Raw genomic sequence first — 16,318 nt, 5'->3', positions numbered from 1 at the left:
TTGGTTTCAAAATTTAGAGAAAAACCATCATGGATAATTCAACAAAAACACTCGAAAAAGAGGCTAGATTAGCCGGTTTTTTTTACTTACTGCACATCTTATTGATTATTTATGGAGTTTTTTTCGTTTCTTTCAAATTAGGAATTAGCGGTACCAAAGAAATGGCAGAAAATATAATTGCAAATGAATTTCTATTCCGAACTGGTATTGTAAGTAGAATTATTAGCATGATTCCAACTTTGTTAATGGCATTATTTTTATACCGAATACTCAAAAATGTGAGTATTCAACAAGCCAGATTTATGTTTTCCCTTATCCTTATTTCTATTCCATTTCAATTTGTAGCTGAGGTATTCAATTTAACCTCATTAATGATAGCAAAAGAAGAATTATTGAAATCAATTGACAGTACCCAAAGAATTGATTTTTCGATATTATTCATAAATATTTACAATAATATGGTTTCAATTGGGCAAATGTTCTGGGGGCTTTGGCTTTTCCCATTGGGATTATTGATTTACAAATCGAAATTTATACTTCAATTTTTTGGGACAATACTATTTCTGGGTGGTGTTGGGTACCTAATTGACTATGTTTCTTTTCTTTTTTTTCCCGATTTCAGATCTGTCACTGTCATTGCACTATTAATGGGTTTGGTAAGTGAAATTTCAATTATGCTATGGCTTTTATTGAAAGGAATAAAGAATCATATTTAAAATTTTCCAATACAAAGCATCCGAAATGAAAGAATTTTAAGGGTATTCCTAAGTTAATTTATATTTTGGAAGCAAGACTTAAATCCAAAAACCTACTGATAAAATAGTTAAAAATCTGGAAACCAAAGCCAAACACACTTCAATGCCCTTATTGATAAAGATAAAAAATTCTGAATAATGCACTAAATATAAAATCCAATAGAAGCTATTGTTGGGGTTATAATTCCTTTCCTGAAATACCATTGCGTCTTTTTTTCAAATTGAAATAAATGAACATAACCGAATACTTTCAAGCTTTTATGATAAATTTGAGCTGATTAACCCTGATTTTGCTGTATTATAAACAATGGAGTTTTTGCTCGAAAACCGTCAAACTTCCATTTCAAAAACAAAAACCCTATGCAAGACGAACACTTTTTAAAAACAATCTTCTCACCGAAAGACTTTAAAGAGAGTGAGCTTGAACTGATTCTCCCAAAATTTCGGCAAGTGAAATTTTCTAAATCTGAGTATTTTCTGCAGGAAGGAAAAACAGAAAATCATTACTGGTTTTTGGAAAGTGGCTTTGCCCGCTCTTTTGTAAACGACACCGATGGAAACGACATCACCACAAACTTTTTCAGCACCTCAGAGATCGTGATTGACTGGTCATCGTTTTTTCTTCGCAACCCCACCAGAGAAAACATTCAGGCATTGAGCGATTGTGTGTGCTGGCAATTAGACTTTGAGACTTTTCAGCAACTCTTCCATAGTATTGAAACATTTAGAGAACACGGACGGCGGAGATTGGTAAATTCGTATTTTGCATTAAAAAATCATAACGTGTCTATCATCGCCGACCAGGCAAAGGATAGATATTTGCAGTTGATGAAAGAAAAACCACATATTGTCCAGAATGTATCTTTGCAACATATTGCTACTTATCTGGGCATCACAAAATATTCTCTCAGCAGAATCAGGAAAGAAATTTCAATGTAAAATCACTTTTTGCCATAGGGCAACTTTCCGGCAATTTGTACCCGGTACATTTGTTCCATAAATAAAATAAAAAAAAATTATGGAAAACTTAAATGAGTTTATGTTGCTATTCAGAATGCCGGCCGGTAACACGCCACCAAATGCAGAGCAAATCGAGAAAATGCATCAGCAATGGCAGAAATTTATTGGCGAAGTTGCATCCCGTGGATTGCTGGTTAATGTTTCGAGACTGGGTTTTGAGGGGGTTGTAATCAAAAGTGACCAAACCACTGAAAACAAATTCCTGATGGAAGATGGAAAGTTTATAAGTGGCAACCTAACCATGAAGGCCAAAACCATGGAAGCTGCCGTTGAAATGGCAAAGCATTGTCCGGTGCTTTTTGCGGGCGGAACAGTTGAAGTACGTACTACAATTCCAATGAATTAAATGATATCTATTGCCTTTATTCTAATCAGTCTTTTGTCTTTGTCTGGCCTCTATTTTGGGGCAGGCAGAGATCTAAGGCTTTTGTTGTTTTTTGTTATCTGGCAACTTTTTGCCGGAACACTCGCCTATTTAAAAGTTTTTGAAAAGACTCCCCTATTATTTCCTCTTTTAATGGCTGGAACCATTGCAGTCACCATTTTTTCCTTAAAACGTATCGGCAAACAAAAACTTAATCCAAATATCCTTTTAAGCATACATGTCTTAAGAATTCCGGTTGAACTGATTTTATTTCAATTGTTTTTGCAAAATAAAATCCCAAACTTAATGACCTTTAAAGGTTGGAATTTTGATATTCTGATTGGCCTTTCGGCACTGGCAATTTTATTTTATCAATTCATCTCGAAAAGAAAAATCAAGCCTCAATTTTTCCTGATTTGGAACATTACCGGAATCGTATTTTTATCTATCATCGTGACTCTAGCTATTCTGTCGGCACCATTGCCTGTTCAACAATTTGCCTTTGACCAGCCGAATATTGCGGTGCTGGAGTTTCCATATTGTTGGTTGCCCACTTGTGTGGTTCCGATAGTTTTAATTTCTCATATTTTATTATTAAAAAAAACAATCGACCCCGCTTCCATCCAAAGTACTCCGAACCTGCCATAATAAATCAATTGGAAAGATGCAGTAATCAGCAGATTATTTACTAGTTTCTATATTCGGTAAATATTTTTTGAATAAAAATCTATTTTTATTGTTTATCAATAAATACGTATTATCTTTGGCACATCAAATAAAATTTTAACGGTAATGTCAAAAGCAAATAACTTCGTATTTTGGGGCTTATATATTGTGGCCTGGCTTATTTTTGTAGGCTTGAGCATTGAAGCAGGAGGCTTAATAGTTAATTTCTTTTTCAGTATTTATAAGCCTGAATTTGTCCAAAATCTTTATCAAAAGCTCGACTTATCCAAGATTTATCAAGAAAGCTGGTTTTCTTTTTTTAGTATCTATAGCTTTATTCTAGGCATTTCGATTTTGAAAGCTTTCCTGTTTTATATAGTTATCAGATTAATGCATAAAATGGATCTCAAAAAACCATTCAGCAGTTATGTTGCCAGGCAAATTTCCCTGATGAGTTATTGCACCCTGGCCATAGGACTATTAAGTTATATTGCCCGGGAATTTGCCAGAAATTTAACACATCAGGGTTTTGACACCGGCAGTTTGAACCAATTTTGGGCTGACAGCCAGGCATTTATAACAATGGGAGCGGTGATTTACATTATTGCAACTATTTTTAATAAAGGAGTGGAAATTCAAAATGAAAACGATTTGACTGTTTAAAACCATGGCAATAGTTGTAAATCTCGACGTTGTAATGGCTAAACGTAAAATGTCACTAAATGAACTTTCCGATAAAGTAGGATTGACTTTATCTAACCTTTCCATTTTAAAAACGGGAAAAGCAAAAGCCATAAGATTCAGTACTTTGGATACCATCTGTAATATATTAGAATGCCAACCGGCTGACATTTTAGAATATATTAATGACGAACCAAAACCATCAAACCGATTCTAAAAAGGTTGCAAATAGCTGGTTCAAAAATGTTTCTGGATGCCATTTCATAAGAGATTCAGGCCTATTTTCAGAATTCCTGTGGAAGTATTTCTCTGATAGATTCGCTTTTGAAAGCAATATTTTTTAAATGTCTTAAATCTTCTGTTTGAAAAATAATAATCTCAAAATACCGGGAAAAACTTTTCCAAAACCCCATTCCTGACTTATATCATTTTTCATTATAGACACACTCATTGAAATTCAGATAGATAGAGTTTACCTTGTAGAAAATCAATAAACTCGCTTTGTCATGAAAAATTTGAGGTTGTTATATCTAATTTCCTTAATATTTGTTTCAACATCCTGCAATCTGCTTGGTGATAAAATAAATCCCGAAAAATCGGTTGCTAAAGCTGATATTGACCAAAAAGGCGGTTCGCTGGAATCCACCGATTTAATTGTGAGCATTCCGGCAGCGGCATTTGAAGGCACCAATAGCCTGGAAATCAGTGAAGTAAAAAATGCCCCGGAGGAGCTGGAATCGGTAAATTCTAAATTGTTTGCCCTCGAAGGTTTGCCACTTAATGTCAACAAGGGAATCAAAATTAAAATCAAAAAAAATACAAATACTGAGGCAAAAGTACCTCTGGTGGCCGTTGGGGAGGAGATTTTTGTAAAAAGTCTTAACAAAACAGCCATTCATTATCATTATTTGCCGGCCATTGATTCTTCAGGTTATACATTGGTAACCTTACCTGCGACAGACCAAAAAGTATCAGAAGGTGATGTCTCCGGCCGTATAGCTGAAACTAAAGTAAAAATGTATCTGATTTCGTTTGACGGCAATTTCTCCATTGATACTCCTGAGGGCCATTTCAGAATATATTTTCCGTTTCTGGGTATGAAAGACGACGTACTGAAACTCGGAACTTATCTGGAAGGTGCCTACACAAAATTTAAAAACCTGGGTTTCTCCTATTCCAGCCGAACCAGCTGGCCAATGAAGGTATGCGTAAAAAAATTGGACGCGGGAGTGTTTGGCTATGCTTCCAATTCGGTGTTGGGTTATAATTATGGCTGGATGGAGTTTAATTCTGAAAAAATGAAAGATACTGACGAATTAAAACTGACAGCAGGACATGAGTTCTTCCACCTGGTGCAGTCGTTTTATGATCCGCGAAATCGTTTTAGCCGGGCCAAGTCCGGTAACTATGCACATTTTTGGCTCGACGAAGCCACGGCAGTTTGGATAGAGAAGATGTTTTCGAGTCAGGCTAATTATGTATCGACCATCAGAAACGGTCACCAAATGGCTCCCTTCAATGGATTCCAGAAAGGAGCCGAAACCAGTGCCGGTGAACATGGCTATGGCATGTCGGCAGTGGTGAAATATCTGACTGACAAAAATGGCGATGCATTGGTAAAATCAGCATATGAAAAAATCAAAACCAATAAGCACCCCGTAGAGGCCATTAGTCCAAATCTGCCTTTCATTTGGTGGGACGCTTTTTTCAGAGATTACCTTGAAGGAAAAGTGTATGATGATGTAAACACGGGATTCTGGCTGGCTTCTCATAATGGACTTTTTGATATTAAAGCCGAAAAAGATTCGGTAAAAGAATTTAAGAAAACTTATGCCGACTATTCTGCGGCCATTTACAGGGTTAGTCTCAACTACGACAAATTTACCGATGGAGCCAACATCGTGTTTACTGTGCCGACCGATGCCGACAGCCGGGTGACCGTTTATAAAACTGTGGGAACAAAAATGCAGTTTCTCAATTCTTCTATTGATAAAGTCACTGTCAAAGACATCCTAAAACTTAAAACCGACAAAAGTGTTCTTTTTGCTCTGGTGACCAACACCGCTTCAAAAGCAGGATATTTGGGTAGCCGGGAGCTAACCCTCAAAGTCAAGCTCAATAACATGGAACTAGACCCTAACCTTTTTGGAAAATGGATTTACCCTCCCTCTGGAACAGATGATGGTTGGCAATTTAACCCAGATGGAACTGCAATTCAAAAAGCATATGGTAAGGAATATAACTGGAATTGGGTTATTGAAAACAAACAGATTAAATTATTTGTACCTAATGGTAAACCAGGTTACGTAACATATAAAATCGAAAATAGCAAGTTGTATTTTTGGGCTGAGGTATTGGGAGTAGGTCAATGGAGCCTTGGTTTGGAAAGAGTTGGAGGTTGATTATAAAAGCTATATCCAGTAAAAAATTACCAAAACTGAATTACCCCCCCGGCCAGGGATAGAAATGGAAAGCCCGGACCACGCCTTAAAGCGTGGGAGGACTTGTAATGGATAGCCCGGCCACGCCCAAAGCGTGGGGCCGCCAAAAATAACTTAGGTAAGATTCTCATCCGTGTCCCATCCGTGTAAATCTATGTTCGTTTAGTTTATACTTAAACCTTCCTCTCTTTCAAGTCCTTTCGGTCAATGTGGAAAAATCGGCTTCTGCACCGCCAAATTTTTTAGCTATATTTGTATGATACTACTTAAAAAACCGGAATGAAATTCTCGCATTTGCATAACCATACGCAGTATTCGCTGCTTGATGGAGCCTCAAACATCAAAAAACTATTTGCCAAGGCCGAAGCCGATGGCATGCCCGCCATGGCCATCACCGACCACGGAAATATGTTTGGCGTGTTTGACTTTGTGGCGGCATCAGAGAAATTTAATGTGAAACCCATCGTAGGTTGCGAGTTTTATGTTGTGGAAGATCACACCCGCAAGCAGTTTACCAAAGAACAAAAAGACATCCGGTATCATCAGTTGCTGTTGGCCAAAAATGCCCTGGGTTACCAAAACCTCACGAAATTATGCTCTCTGGGCTATATGGAGGGACTTTACAGCAAATATCCACGGGTAACCAAGGCTTTGATTGAAAAATACAAAGAAGGGCTTATTGCCACCACTTGTTGCATCGGTGCTTCAGTGCCTAAGGTAATCCTGAAAAAGGGAGAAGAAGAAGGCGAGCGGGAGTTTCAATGGTGGTTGGAGCGATTTGGTGAGGATTATTATATCGAAATACAACGGCACGATATTCCGGAGCAAAATCAGGTGAATGCCGTACTGCTGAAATGGGCCGAAAAATATGGTGTAAAAGTAATAGCGAGCAACGACAGCCACTATGTGGACCAACAAGACTGGGTGGCTCATGATATCCTGCTTTGTGTCAACACCAACGAAAAAATGAGTACGCCATCGGCGAAAGATTTCAATGATGACGACTCAGTAAGTGCCAGGGATACGAGGTTTGCGTTTTATAACGACCAGTTTTATTTCAAAACCACCGCCGAAATGACCCAGGTGTTTAGCGATGTGCCACAAGCCATTGACAACACCAACGAGATAGTAGATAAAATTGAGAAGCTGGAGCTGAAAAAAGATATCATGCTGCCCAACTTCCCGATACCCGATGACTTCAAAATTCACCCCGACGATAAACTCAATCAATGGGAATACCTGAAACATCTGTCCTACGAAGGGGCCAAAAAACGATGGGGAGAGATAGCCCAGGAAACTCAGGAAAGACTTGACTTTGAACTTTTTACAATCAAGACGATGGGCTTTGCGGGCTACTTCCTGATTGTGATGGACTTTATCAAAGCAGGGCGTGATCTGGGCGTGATGATTGGCCCGGGTCGGGGTTCGGCTGCTGGATCGGCTGTGGCGTATTGTATTGGCATTACGAATATTGACCCGATAAAATACAATCTGCTTTTTGAGCGTTTTTTGAATCCTGACCGTAAGTCAATGCCCGATATTGATACCGATTTTGACGACGAAGGTCGCCAGAAGGTGATTGACTACGTGGTGCAGAAATATGGCCGAAACCAGGTGGCACAAATCATCACTTATGGTACCATGGCCACCAAGTCAAGTATCAAAGACGTGGCCCGGGTGATGGAGTTGCCTTTGGCCGACGCCAACTATATTGCCAAGTTGATACCTGATAAGCCGGCCTATGGCATGGACTTTAAAAAACTAATTCACAAACCTCTGGCGGGGCCTGACTCTCTGAATGAGCTGGGTTTGAGCCCCGATGAAATCGAGAATGTGAAGAAAGTACGTGATATGTACAACAGCCCCGATCTGGTGGGTAAAGTATTGCATCAGGCTGAAAAACTGGAAGGCACAGTGAGAAACACGGGTATCCATGCGGCGGGTATCATCATTGCACCTGAAGATTTGTCTAATATTGTACCGGTGAGTACATCCAAAGATTCTGACTTGCTTATTACCCAATACGAGGGAAAAGTGATTGAAGATGCCGGAGTAATCAAGATGGACTTTTTGGGTCTGAGAAACCTCTCGATTATCAAAGAGGCCCTCAAAATGATAAAAGAAAACCACGGAGTAGCTATTGACATAGATTATATTCCTTTAGACGATGCCAAAACTTTTGAGCTGTTTCAACATGGCGAAACCAACGCCATATTTCAGTTTGAATCTGACGGCATGAAAAAATACATGAAGGAACTCAAACCTGATAAGTTTGACGACCTCATTGCCATGAATGCCTTGTATCGTCCGGGTCCGATAGCCTACATACCCAACTTCATTAACCGTAAACACGGCAGGGAGGAGATACACTATGATCTTGCCGAAATGGAAGAATATCTGTCCGAAACCTATGGTATCACGGTGTATCAGGAACAGGTGATGTTGCTCTCACAAAAGTTAGGCAACTTTACCAAAGGCGACGCCGACGTGCTGCGTAAGGCCATGGGTAAAAAGCAAAAAGCCGTTCTGGACAAGATGAAGGTGAAGTTTATGGAGGGTGCAGATAAAAATGGCCATGACCTCAAGATTTGCGAAAAAATATGGACTGATTGGGAGGCTTTTGCCCAATATGCTTTTAACAAATCTCACTCTACCTGCTATGCTTTTGTGGCTTACCAAACTGCATATTTAAAAGCCCATTACCCCGAAGAATACATGGCAGGGGTATTGACTTCACAGCTGGGCAACATTGATAAGATTACGTTTTTCATGGAAGAATGTAAGGCTCTTGGGCTAAATGTTTTGGGGCCCGACATCAATGAATCGGCCAGGAAATTTTCAGTAAATAAGAAAAAAGAAATTCGGTTTGGTTTGGGTGGTATCAAAGGTTCTGGCGATGCAGCTGTAGATGCAATTATTGAAGAAAGAGCCGCAAATGGACACTATAAAGATATTTTTGACTTTATTTCGAGAGTAAACCTCCGCACTGTAAACAAAAAAACGCTCGAATCACTGGCTTATGCAGGGGCTTTTGATAGTTTTTCTGACATTCACCGGGCGATATATTTCCATGAACATGAAGGTAGCAGTTTCATCGAAAAACTTATTAGATATGCCAATAAGGTGCATGAAGTAAAATCTTCATCCCAAAGTTCACTCTTTGGTGGATTTGGCGGAGACGATTCTTTTGATGTACAAAAACCGAAGATTGAGATTATCGAAGAATGGGGAAATATTGAAAAACTGAAATATGAAAAAGAGGTAGTAGGTTTTTATATTTCGGGGCACCCTTTGGATCAGTTTTCTATCGAAATGTCAGTTTGCAAGCCTTTAGATCAGGTTTTTGAACCGGAAAATCATGGAAAAGATATTTTGATTGGAGGGGTTATATCCAGTGTACAGATCAGGCAATCAAAAAATGGTAACCCATTCGGTATTTTTAAGATCGAAGATTACGGTTCGTCGATGGAAATCATGTTGTTTGGAAAAGACTATGTTGAGTTTTCGAAATATCTCCAAATGGGTCTTTTTGTATCCATTAAAGGTAAGCTTCAGACCAAATGGAACCGGGAGGGAGAATTTGAGTTCAAACCTCAGCAAATCGACCTTTTAAATGAAATGAAAGCCAAAAGGTTTAAAGAGGTACGTGTTAGAGTGGATTTGGAAGAAATAAATGATGTGACCATTCAGCATCTGAAAGAAGTGATTCAGCAAAATCCCGGAAAATTTGACCTTAAAATCAATGTTTACGATACTACAGAAAGGTACGACGTGGCCATGTTTAGCCGGAGTGTAAAAGTTGATTTAAATAAAGACATTCAGAAAAGATTACTGGAAATAGTTGGAGCTGAGAATTTGAGTTTTAATTAGAATAAGTTGCGAGTTGTGAGGGCCGAGTTGGGAGTACCGGGTGCTGAGAAAAAATTTAAAAACGGATTTTTTTTGCAAAAAACAACTACAATTAACTCACTAACACATTATCAATTAGCACATTAACAATTAACACATTAACACATTATTAATTAACACATTAACCCATTATTAATTAGCACATTAAAGCCTTACTTTCCTATCTTTTTTGGCCACAAAGCCAAATTCAAGCTCTTCAGGCATTTTGTGTTTCCAACGGCGATGCGACCAGAGCCAAAATTCCGGTCTGGCAATGATATCTTTTTCCAAAGTTGCGGCATGCATTTTCATAATCTCTCCCTCTGGTAAAACCTTAGGCTCATCACTTAAAAGCTCAAAGGTCACCTCGTAATATCCACGTTTGGGAACCTTCACATGTGCGAAAACAACCGGCATATCAAACAGCTTGGCGAGTTTTTCGGTACCGGGATAAAAAGAAGTAGCCTGATGTAAAAATTCGGTCCAAAAAGCCTTATAAGGATGTGCTGACTGATCGTTGGCCATAAAAAGCATAAACGGTTTGGAATACTTTTTCTTAAGATACTGGGCAGTTTCTAAAGTCGGGAAAGCAATAATTCCGAAAATACCTCTATTTTTTTTCATTATGGCCTCTCCTACCGGGCTGGTGAGTTTCCGATAAGGTACCAGAACCTCATAAGAAACCAGTTTTGGAATAAAGGAACCAAACCATTCATAGTTTCCGACATGCCCGACTGAAAGCATGAGGTTTTTACCTTCATTAAAATACTTTTCTATGAGTTCGGGGTTTTTTATTGTGATTCTTTTATTTAATTCTTTTTCCGAAATATTAAATCGTTTAATGGTCTCTACAATATTATCTGCCAGATATACATAAAACTTTCGGGCTATTTCTTCTATTTCCAATGAAGTTTTTTCAGGAAAAGAATTTTGCAAATTACTTATAACTACTTTTTTACGATATTTTAAAACATAAAATAGCAAAGGAAAAATCAGATACGATGAAATAAAAAACCAAACCCGTAGCGGTAAGGCAGCTATGGTTTTTAAGATAATTTCAATAATAAAAATCAGAACTTTTTGCATGAATTAATTTTTTGATTGCAGAAATTCGTAGTAATCTTCTTTGGTATCTAAATCTGTTTTCCCATTTTCAAAGGCTAATTCCAGCACTTTCGATTTATGTTTTTCTATGATCTGTTTAGCACCAAACTGCCCGTTTAATTCCAATATCTCTTCAAAATGAGGCTTTTTAAATAACACCGGAATACCCAGAGTCCCGGCATATTTTGTTGCAACGATGGTTTTGTCATCATTTGATTCTGCCAGTTTAATCATTTCATTGAGCAGGTCGGCGTTTACATAGGGCATGTCAGATGTAATAAAAATAAGTGCCTCTATTCCTTTGGTCAAAAGATAACTACCCACCAATCCCATCCTTACCGAACTACCCATGCCACTGGCCCAAAAAGGGTTATCAACCAGCGTGACAGGGATTCCTTCCAGCACAGGCACAATTTTCTCTTTATTGGCTCCCAGCACCACCGTCACTGGATGACAATTGGTTTTAAACGCCTCATCGATGAGGTGAATAATCATGGGTTTACCAAAAATCGGAAGGATTTGTTTGGGTGTTCCCATCCTGCTTGAGGCTCCTGCAGCTAAAATAACCAGCCCAACATTCATGTTTTTCAAAATATTTGTGCAAATTTGCAATAATTTAACGTGCTTTTAAAAGTTTTGGTAGGTTGTTTTCGTTACCAAGACTGATTTATTAAAATTCTAAAAAAATGAAACTAGCTTTCTTGACTCTGAAAAGCCTCCTTTTGGCTTTGGTTCTCATCAGCTGTGGTGGCAACGATGTTAATCCCGAAAATACCTTTCAGATTTATCTCGATTTCTGGAATACTACCGGAAAAAATCCTGAAGTAAAATTTGACGAAAAAAACACTTCCAGAGAAATCAAAATCGATTTTTCGAAAACCTTTGGCGGTGAAACCCAGGGCTCAACCCTCACCAAAGTCATCATTGATAATTTCAGAATTATCGACGCCAGTAATACCAATTACAACATTGAGTCGATTACAGCCTATGAATATAAAAATGATACCAAAGACTGGAAAAAAGATGTTGAATTCACGATGTCGTTCAGCCAGTCTGAAGACATAAGTGTTGTGTTGGTGCTTGACCGAAGCGAGTCATTAGGTGCTGATTTTGAAACCATTAAGACCTATGCAATTGATTTTATCGAAAAGATTTTTACAGAAAGAAAAGTCGTAAAAATGGGAATCGTGGACTTTGCTGATACCATCAATCAATATCCATTAACCACAGACAAAGAAGCTCTCAAAAATTATGTAAAAGGATTGAAACAAGGCAAATTTACCGCTCTTTATCAGTCAATCGACGCGGGAATTGACATGTTGATGGACTCCAAATCACAATCCAGAGTATTATTTACTTTTACTGATGGTACTGATAACATGGCTCCTCCAAGTGTAAATGCTGATTACTTGCTTAATAGAATCAAAAACGACAAAAACAGCTATAAAATCACCAGTTTCTTTATCGGATTAAACGGAAACGGAGGCGTGGATCAGGCTGTTTTGACCAAGCTGGCATCCAATGGTGGCTCGGTGAGTTTTCCTGAAAACGTGAAAGAACTGAAGGAAGTATTTACAAAATTTGGGAAGGTAATTTCCAATGTTTACAATCTGGAATATATTCGAAATCAACAGATTATATCAAAAGCCGACCCCCGAAAGCTGAGGTTTGAGATAAGAACACTGAAATAGTATCCTTTGATATACACAAAGCCACGAATCATCCGGGTTTTACTGTGATTCGTGGCTTTTTTTTTTGCAATTATATTTTATTCAATGGGCAGGTTATGTATTTTTAGGAAACTCAATTTGTCCCAATAACCCCTTTGAAAAACAATTTTCTCATTTTCAAATCTAAAAAACCCACAACCCCTCAGCCCCAATGGGTCACTCCATTCCAACATGCCCCAATCACCATCCTGAAATATATTTTCAATGATACAAACCATTTTAGCTTTCGAAAACTCAGATTCAAACATCTCCCTGATAGCGTTTTTTCCAACAACCGGATCTGTATTTACCTGGTGATTCACAGTATTTTCTGCATAAAAATCACTGAGAGCAATGGCATCAGTATTATTGAATGTTTCCACCCATTTCTTAATAAGTTCTTTGGGTTCCATTTTATTTTACTGTTAGCTCAATTACCGTATCAATCTCGTTAAATTTCACTTTTGAAAGATCAAAAACATAATAATTGTTTAAGCCGGCAGCTTTAAAATTCACTACCTGGCCATCAATATAAGTTTTTGCTGAAATTACTTCTTTCGGAATTATTACTGCGAGGTCTTTTTCTGCCTGTAACAAATGCAGATACACTTTTTTACCACTTTGAGTTATCGAAAGTTTTTCATTTGGCCGCTGAAATCCTGCTGTGGTATTTCTAATAGTATTTTCATAAACTTTCATCCAATCGCCTATTTCGGCCAACCTTTGAGTGAATTCGGGCTGAATTGTACCATCAGGCATAGGACCTACATTCAACAAGAAATTGGCCCCAAAACCTGCAGCTTTCACAATATACTGAATCAACTGTTTGGTGCTTTTATAATTTAAATCGGTGGCATTATAACCCCAGGCCCCACTTATAGTCTCACAGGTTTCCAAAGGCAAAGCACTGATATCGGCTCCTCCAAAACCGGTACTGTTACCCCCGGGCAAGTCTTTTTCGAACATTTGAAAATCTTCACCTGGCAATGGCATCAAATGGTGGTTATTGCCAATCAAAGCCGCGGGTTGGAGTTTATGAATCAAAGCATAAATCTCATCGTATTTCCAATCGACTTTGGACTGAAGAGTTTTGTCGTGATCATTGTCGAGTTGATCCCAGTGACCGTCAAACCATATACCTGCAACGGGACCATATTGGGTTAACAATTCGGTAAGCTGAGCTTTCATAAAATTTATGTATGAAGGCCAGTCACTTTTTTGTGTTCTGCCGGTTCCTTTTCCTGTTTTTCCTGTTTCATATTGGTAATCAGACCTATACCAATCTAACAGTGAATAATAGAAAAACAATTTGATGCCCTGTTTTTGGCATTCAGCAGCAATTTGCTTCACTACATCTTTCCCATAGGGAGTATTTGTAATTTTCCAGTCCGATTGTTTGGTATCCCACATACTAAAGCCGTCATGGTGCCGCGTAATCAATGTAATATATTGCATTCCGGCTCCTTTTGCAGTAGCCACCCATTTTTGAGCATCAAAATCATGAGGATAAAAAGCATTGGACAATCGCTTGTAATCTTCCACTTTGATGTTACGGTTGTTCATTACCCATTCACCATTTCCGAGCATACTAGAAACGCCCCAATGCACAAACATTCCAAATTTTGCATTCAGAAACCATTTTCTCGCCTCAAGGTTTTCGGGACTAGGTTGATATCCGTTTTGTGAATATCCAAAATGGGAAAACAAAAGCAGAATTGCCAAAAAACTAAATCTTGATTTCATTTATTTAAGGTAGTTTATAAAGTAAATATAAGGAACAGGCTTTCAATTTTTGAAAATTATTTGAAAATTTTACAACTGAAATTATCTATATCTAAATACTTATTTATGAAGGCAAAACAAAGTGTGATTCAGTTTTCAGGGCATCTTTAAGAAGCATCTGGAAGCGACGGCGGGGAATTTCTATGGCTCCAAAACGCTTAACATTATCATTAATAAACTGTGTGTCAAGTAGTTGAAAATTATTAAATTTTAAGATTTCTATCAAATAATGAAAAGCCACTTTGGAGGCGTTAGGAATATTAAAAAACATAGATTCGCCGTAAAAAACAGAGCCCAATGCCACTCCATACAAGCCTCCGGCCAATTTTCCTTCAAAATATGCTTCCACCGAATGTGCAAAACCTAATTTGTGTAAATTATAATATGATTTTACAATCTCTTCTGAAATCCAAACCCCATCTCCATCAAAACGTTCCTTTGAGCATGATCTGATAACCGATTCAAAATCGAAATCAATTTTTATTTCAAATACTTTTTTATTTAAAACTGGCCTAAGAGATTTTTGGCATTGGTAAGAATAAATTGGAATAATAGCTCTGGGATCCGGTGAATACCAATAGATTTCACCGGTGGCGTCGTCAGCCATTGGAAAAACGCCATTGAGGTAACCTTTTATCAGAATATCGGCAGGAATCATCAATCGATCAGCCAAATACTATCGGTTTCAAAACCCTGCTCTGTCCATTCAACCAGAACTCTTTGGGTGTCAAGAGTATTGACTTTCATTCCGGAAAAATCGGGCTGTATAGGCAAATCACGATTATACTTTCTATTTATCAGACATAGAAGCTCCACTTTCAAGGGTCTTCCAAATGCTTGCATGGCATCAATAGCCGCCCTTACCATCCTACCAGTAGCTAATACGTCATCAATCAGTATTACATTCTTTTCTTCTATGATAAAATTGATTCTCGTGGAATTTGGCTTCAGAATATTACCTTTCCTTTTAAAATCATCACGATAAAAAGTGGCATCGAGTAAACCGAGCTTAAGGTCAGTGACAAATTCTTCTTTTAAAGTTCTTTGAATCCGTTCGGCTAAAAAAACACCCCGTGGCTGCAAACCCATCAAGACGGTTTCATTTAATGCGTCATGATTCTCAATTATTTCCTGACAAAGCCTTCTAATTGTAATATCTAATAATGGCTGACTGAGAATAAGCCTCTTTTTTTGCATCGCTGATAATTATTATCAACAAAAATATTAGTTATTTTGCAAATTAACATAGAATCAGGAGCAATTAATGAAGTATTTAATAGTGGGATTGGGCAACATAGGTCCTGAATATCATGAAACAAGGCACAACGTAGGGTTTATGATCCTGGATAAACTGGCCGAAAAAAAGAAATATCTTTCAAAATTGACAGATTGGCAAGTGTGGCAGACTTTAAGTTAAAAGGAAGATCCATTACTATTATTAAACCCACTACTTATATGAACCTCAGCGGCAAAGCTTTAAATTACTGGATGAATCAGCTAAAAGTGCCCATTGAAAACGTTTTGGTAATTGTAGATGACATTGCTTTGCCGGTTGGAAAACTCCGCTTAAAAGCTCAGGGATCCTCCGCAGGCCATAATGGTTTGAAAAACATCGAAGAGGTATTGGGGAATAATATTTATCCAAGATTAAAAGTTGGCATTGGTTCTGATTACCCCAAAGGGCGACAAGTTGATTATGTTTTGGGAAAGTTTTCGACTGACGAAAGAATTGAAATAGACCTAAAAACAGACAAGGCAATAGATATGATTTTTAGCTTTTGCACGCAAGGGATTACACCTACTATGAACTTTTACAACGAATGATTGTATTATTTCAAGAACTTTCAAAAATACTACAAAAAAAAATTTTCATAAACGATTCCAAACTTTGACGAAATAATATTTTCT

15 protein-coding genes and 1 pseudogene are annotated in these 16,318 nt (G+C 37.9%); 10 read left to right on the top strand and 6 right to left on the bottom strand.

Features of this window, described 5'->3' with window-relative positions; all coding sequences use genetic code 11:
- Nucleotides 1-29 precede the first annotated feature (29 nt).
- The 8 genes from IPP61_12985 to dnaE all read left to right on the top strand — a co-directional run bounded on the left by IPP61_12985 (nucleotide 30) and on the right by dnaE (nucleotide 9,797).
- Nucleotides 30-716 carry a DUF4386 domain-containing protein gene (locus IPP61_12985; protein ID MBL0326073.1) on the top strand — a complete coding sequence of 229 codons (687 nt, stop codon included), beginning with the start codon at nucleotides 30-32 and terminating at the stop codon, nucleotides 714-716.
- A gap of 399 nt (nucleotides 717-1,115) precedes the next feature.
- The gene (locus IPP61_12980) at nucleotides 1,116-1,694 is read left to right on the top strand and encodes a Crp/Fnr family transcriptional regulator (GenBank protein MBL0326072.1); all 579 of its coding nucleotides are present in this window, start codon (nucleotides 1,116-1,118) and stop codon (nucleotides 1,692-1,694) included.
- Between the two features lie 160 nt (nucleotides 1,695-1,854).
- Nucleotides 1,855-2,121: a hypothetical protein gene (locus tag IPP61_12975; GenBank protein MBL0326071.1), complete on the top strand. Its 267-nt coding sequence runs from the start codon at nucleotides 1,855-1,857 to the stop codon at nucleotides 2,119-2,121.
- Nucleotides 2,122-2,787 carry a hypothetical protein gene (locus IPP61_12970; GenBank protein ID MBL0326070.1) on the top strand — a complete coding sequence of 222 codons (666 nt, stop codon included), beginning with the start codon at nucleotides 2,122-2,124 and terminating at the stop codon, nucleotides 2,785-2,787.
- A 144-nt stretch (nucleotides 2,788-2,931) separates the two neighbouring features.
- Nucleotides 2,932-3,468 carry a DUF2975 domain-containing protein gene (locus IPP61_12965; GenBank protein ID MBL0326069.1) on the top strand — a complete coding sequence of 179 codons (537 nt, stop codon included), beginning with the start codon at nucleotides 2,932-2,934 and terminating at the stop codon, nucleotides 3,466-3,468.
- Between the two features lie 4 nt (nucleotides 3,469-3,472).
- Entirely contained in the window at nucleotides 3,473-3,703 is a 231-nt protein-coding gene (locus tag IPP61_12960; GenBank protein ID MBL0326068.1) for a helix-turn-helix transcriptional regulator, read from the top strand.
- 289 nt (nucleotides 3,704-3,992) lie between these two features.
- Nucleotides 3,993-5,888 carry a hypothetical protein gene (locus IPP61_12955; GenBank protein MBL0326067.1) on the top strand — a complete coding sequence of 632 codons (1,896 nt, stop codon included), beginning with the start codon at nucleotides 3,993-3,995 and terminating at the stop codon, nucleotides 5,886-5,888.
- 318 nt (nucleotides 5,889-6,206) lie between these two features.
- Nucleotides 6,207-9,797 (top strand): DNA polymerase III subunit alpha, encoded by a 3,591-nt coding sequence (dnaE, locus tag IPP61_12950; protein MBL0326066.1) that lies wholly within the window; start codon nucleotides 6,207-6,209, stop codon nucleotides 9,795-9,797.
- A gap of 183 nt (nucleotides 9,798-9,980) precedes the next feature.
- Here dnaE and IPP61_12945 read toward each other — a convergent pair whose 3' ends face one another.
- Complete coding sequence (locus IPP61_12945; protein ID MBL0326065.1) at nucleotides 9,981-10,901, bottom strand: lysophospholipid acyltransferase family protein; 921 nt, start codon at nucleotides 10,899-10,901, stop codon at nucleotides 9,981-9,983.
- Between the two features lie 3 nt (nucleotides 10,902-10,904).
- A complete protein-coding gene (locus IPP61_12940; GenBank protein MBL0326064.1) occupies nucleotides 10,905-11,501 on the bottom strand; it encodes a nucleotidyltransferase family protein in 597 nt (198 codons plus the stop codon).
- Nucleotides 11,502-11,605: 104 nt separating this feature from the next.
- On the opposite strand from IPP61_12940, the gene IPP61_12935 reads away from it, so the two are divergent.
- Entirely contained in the window at nucleotides 11,606-12,610 is a 1,005-nt protein-coding gene (locus IPP61_12935) for a VWA domain-containing protein (protein ID MBL0326063.1), read from the top strand.
- 77 nt (nucleotides 12,611-12,687) lie between these two features.
- Here the strand turns inward: IPP61_12935 and IPP61_12930 are convergent, their stop codons facing one another.
- From IPP61_12930 to pyrR, 4 genes are all read right to left on the bottom strand, one after another.
- On the bottom strand, nucleotides 12,688-13,041 hold the full coding sequence (locus IPP61_12930) for a nuclear transport factor 2 family protein (GenBank protein MBL0326062.1): 354 nt from the start codon (nucleotides 13,039-13,041) through the stop codon (nucleotides 12,688-12,690).
- A 1-nt stretch (nucleotide 13,042) separates the two neighbouring features.
- Entirely contained in the window at nucleotides 13,043-14,371 is a 1,329-nt protein-coding gene (locus tag IPP61_12925; protein MBL0326061.1) for an alpha-L-fucosidase, read from the bottom strand.
- A gap of 103 nt (nucleotides 14,372-14,474) precedes the next feature.
- Nucleotides 14,475-15,068, bottom strand: coding sequence for a leucyl/phenylalanyl-tRNA--protein transferase (locus IPP61_12920; GenBank protein MBL0326060.1), 594 nt, complete (start codon nucleotides 15,066-15,068; stop codon nucleotides 14,475-14,477).
- Nucleotides 15,068-15,607 carry a bifunctional pyr operon transcriptional regulator/uracil phosphoribosyltransferase PyrR gene (gene pyrR, locus IPP61_12915; protein ID MBL0326059.1) on the bottom strand — a complete coding sequence of 180 codons (540 nt, stop codon included), beginning with the start codon at nucleotides 15,605-15,607 and terminating at the stop codon, nucleotides 15,068-15,070. The genes IPP61_12920 and pyrR overlap by 1 nt, the downstream gene beginning before the upstream one ends.
- 67 nt (nucleotides 15,608-15,674) lie before the next feature.
- Between pyrR and IPP61_12910 the strand changes: the two are divergent.
- Nucleotides 15,675-16,234: pseudogene (locus IPP61_12910) on the top strand (aminoacyl-tRNA hydrolase).
- Nucleotides 16,235-16,318 lie beyond the last annotated feature (84 nt).

The organism is Cytophagaceae bacterium, assembly GCA_016722655.1.
GTDB lineage: Bacteria > Bacteroidota > Bacteroidia > Cytophagales > Spirosomataceae > Leadbetterella.
The sequence above is the reverse complement of the archived record's forward strand: the minus strand, read 5'-3'. Positions and strand labels throughout refer to the sequence as shown.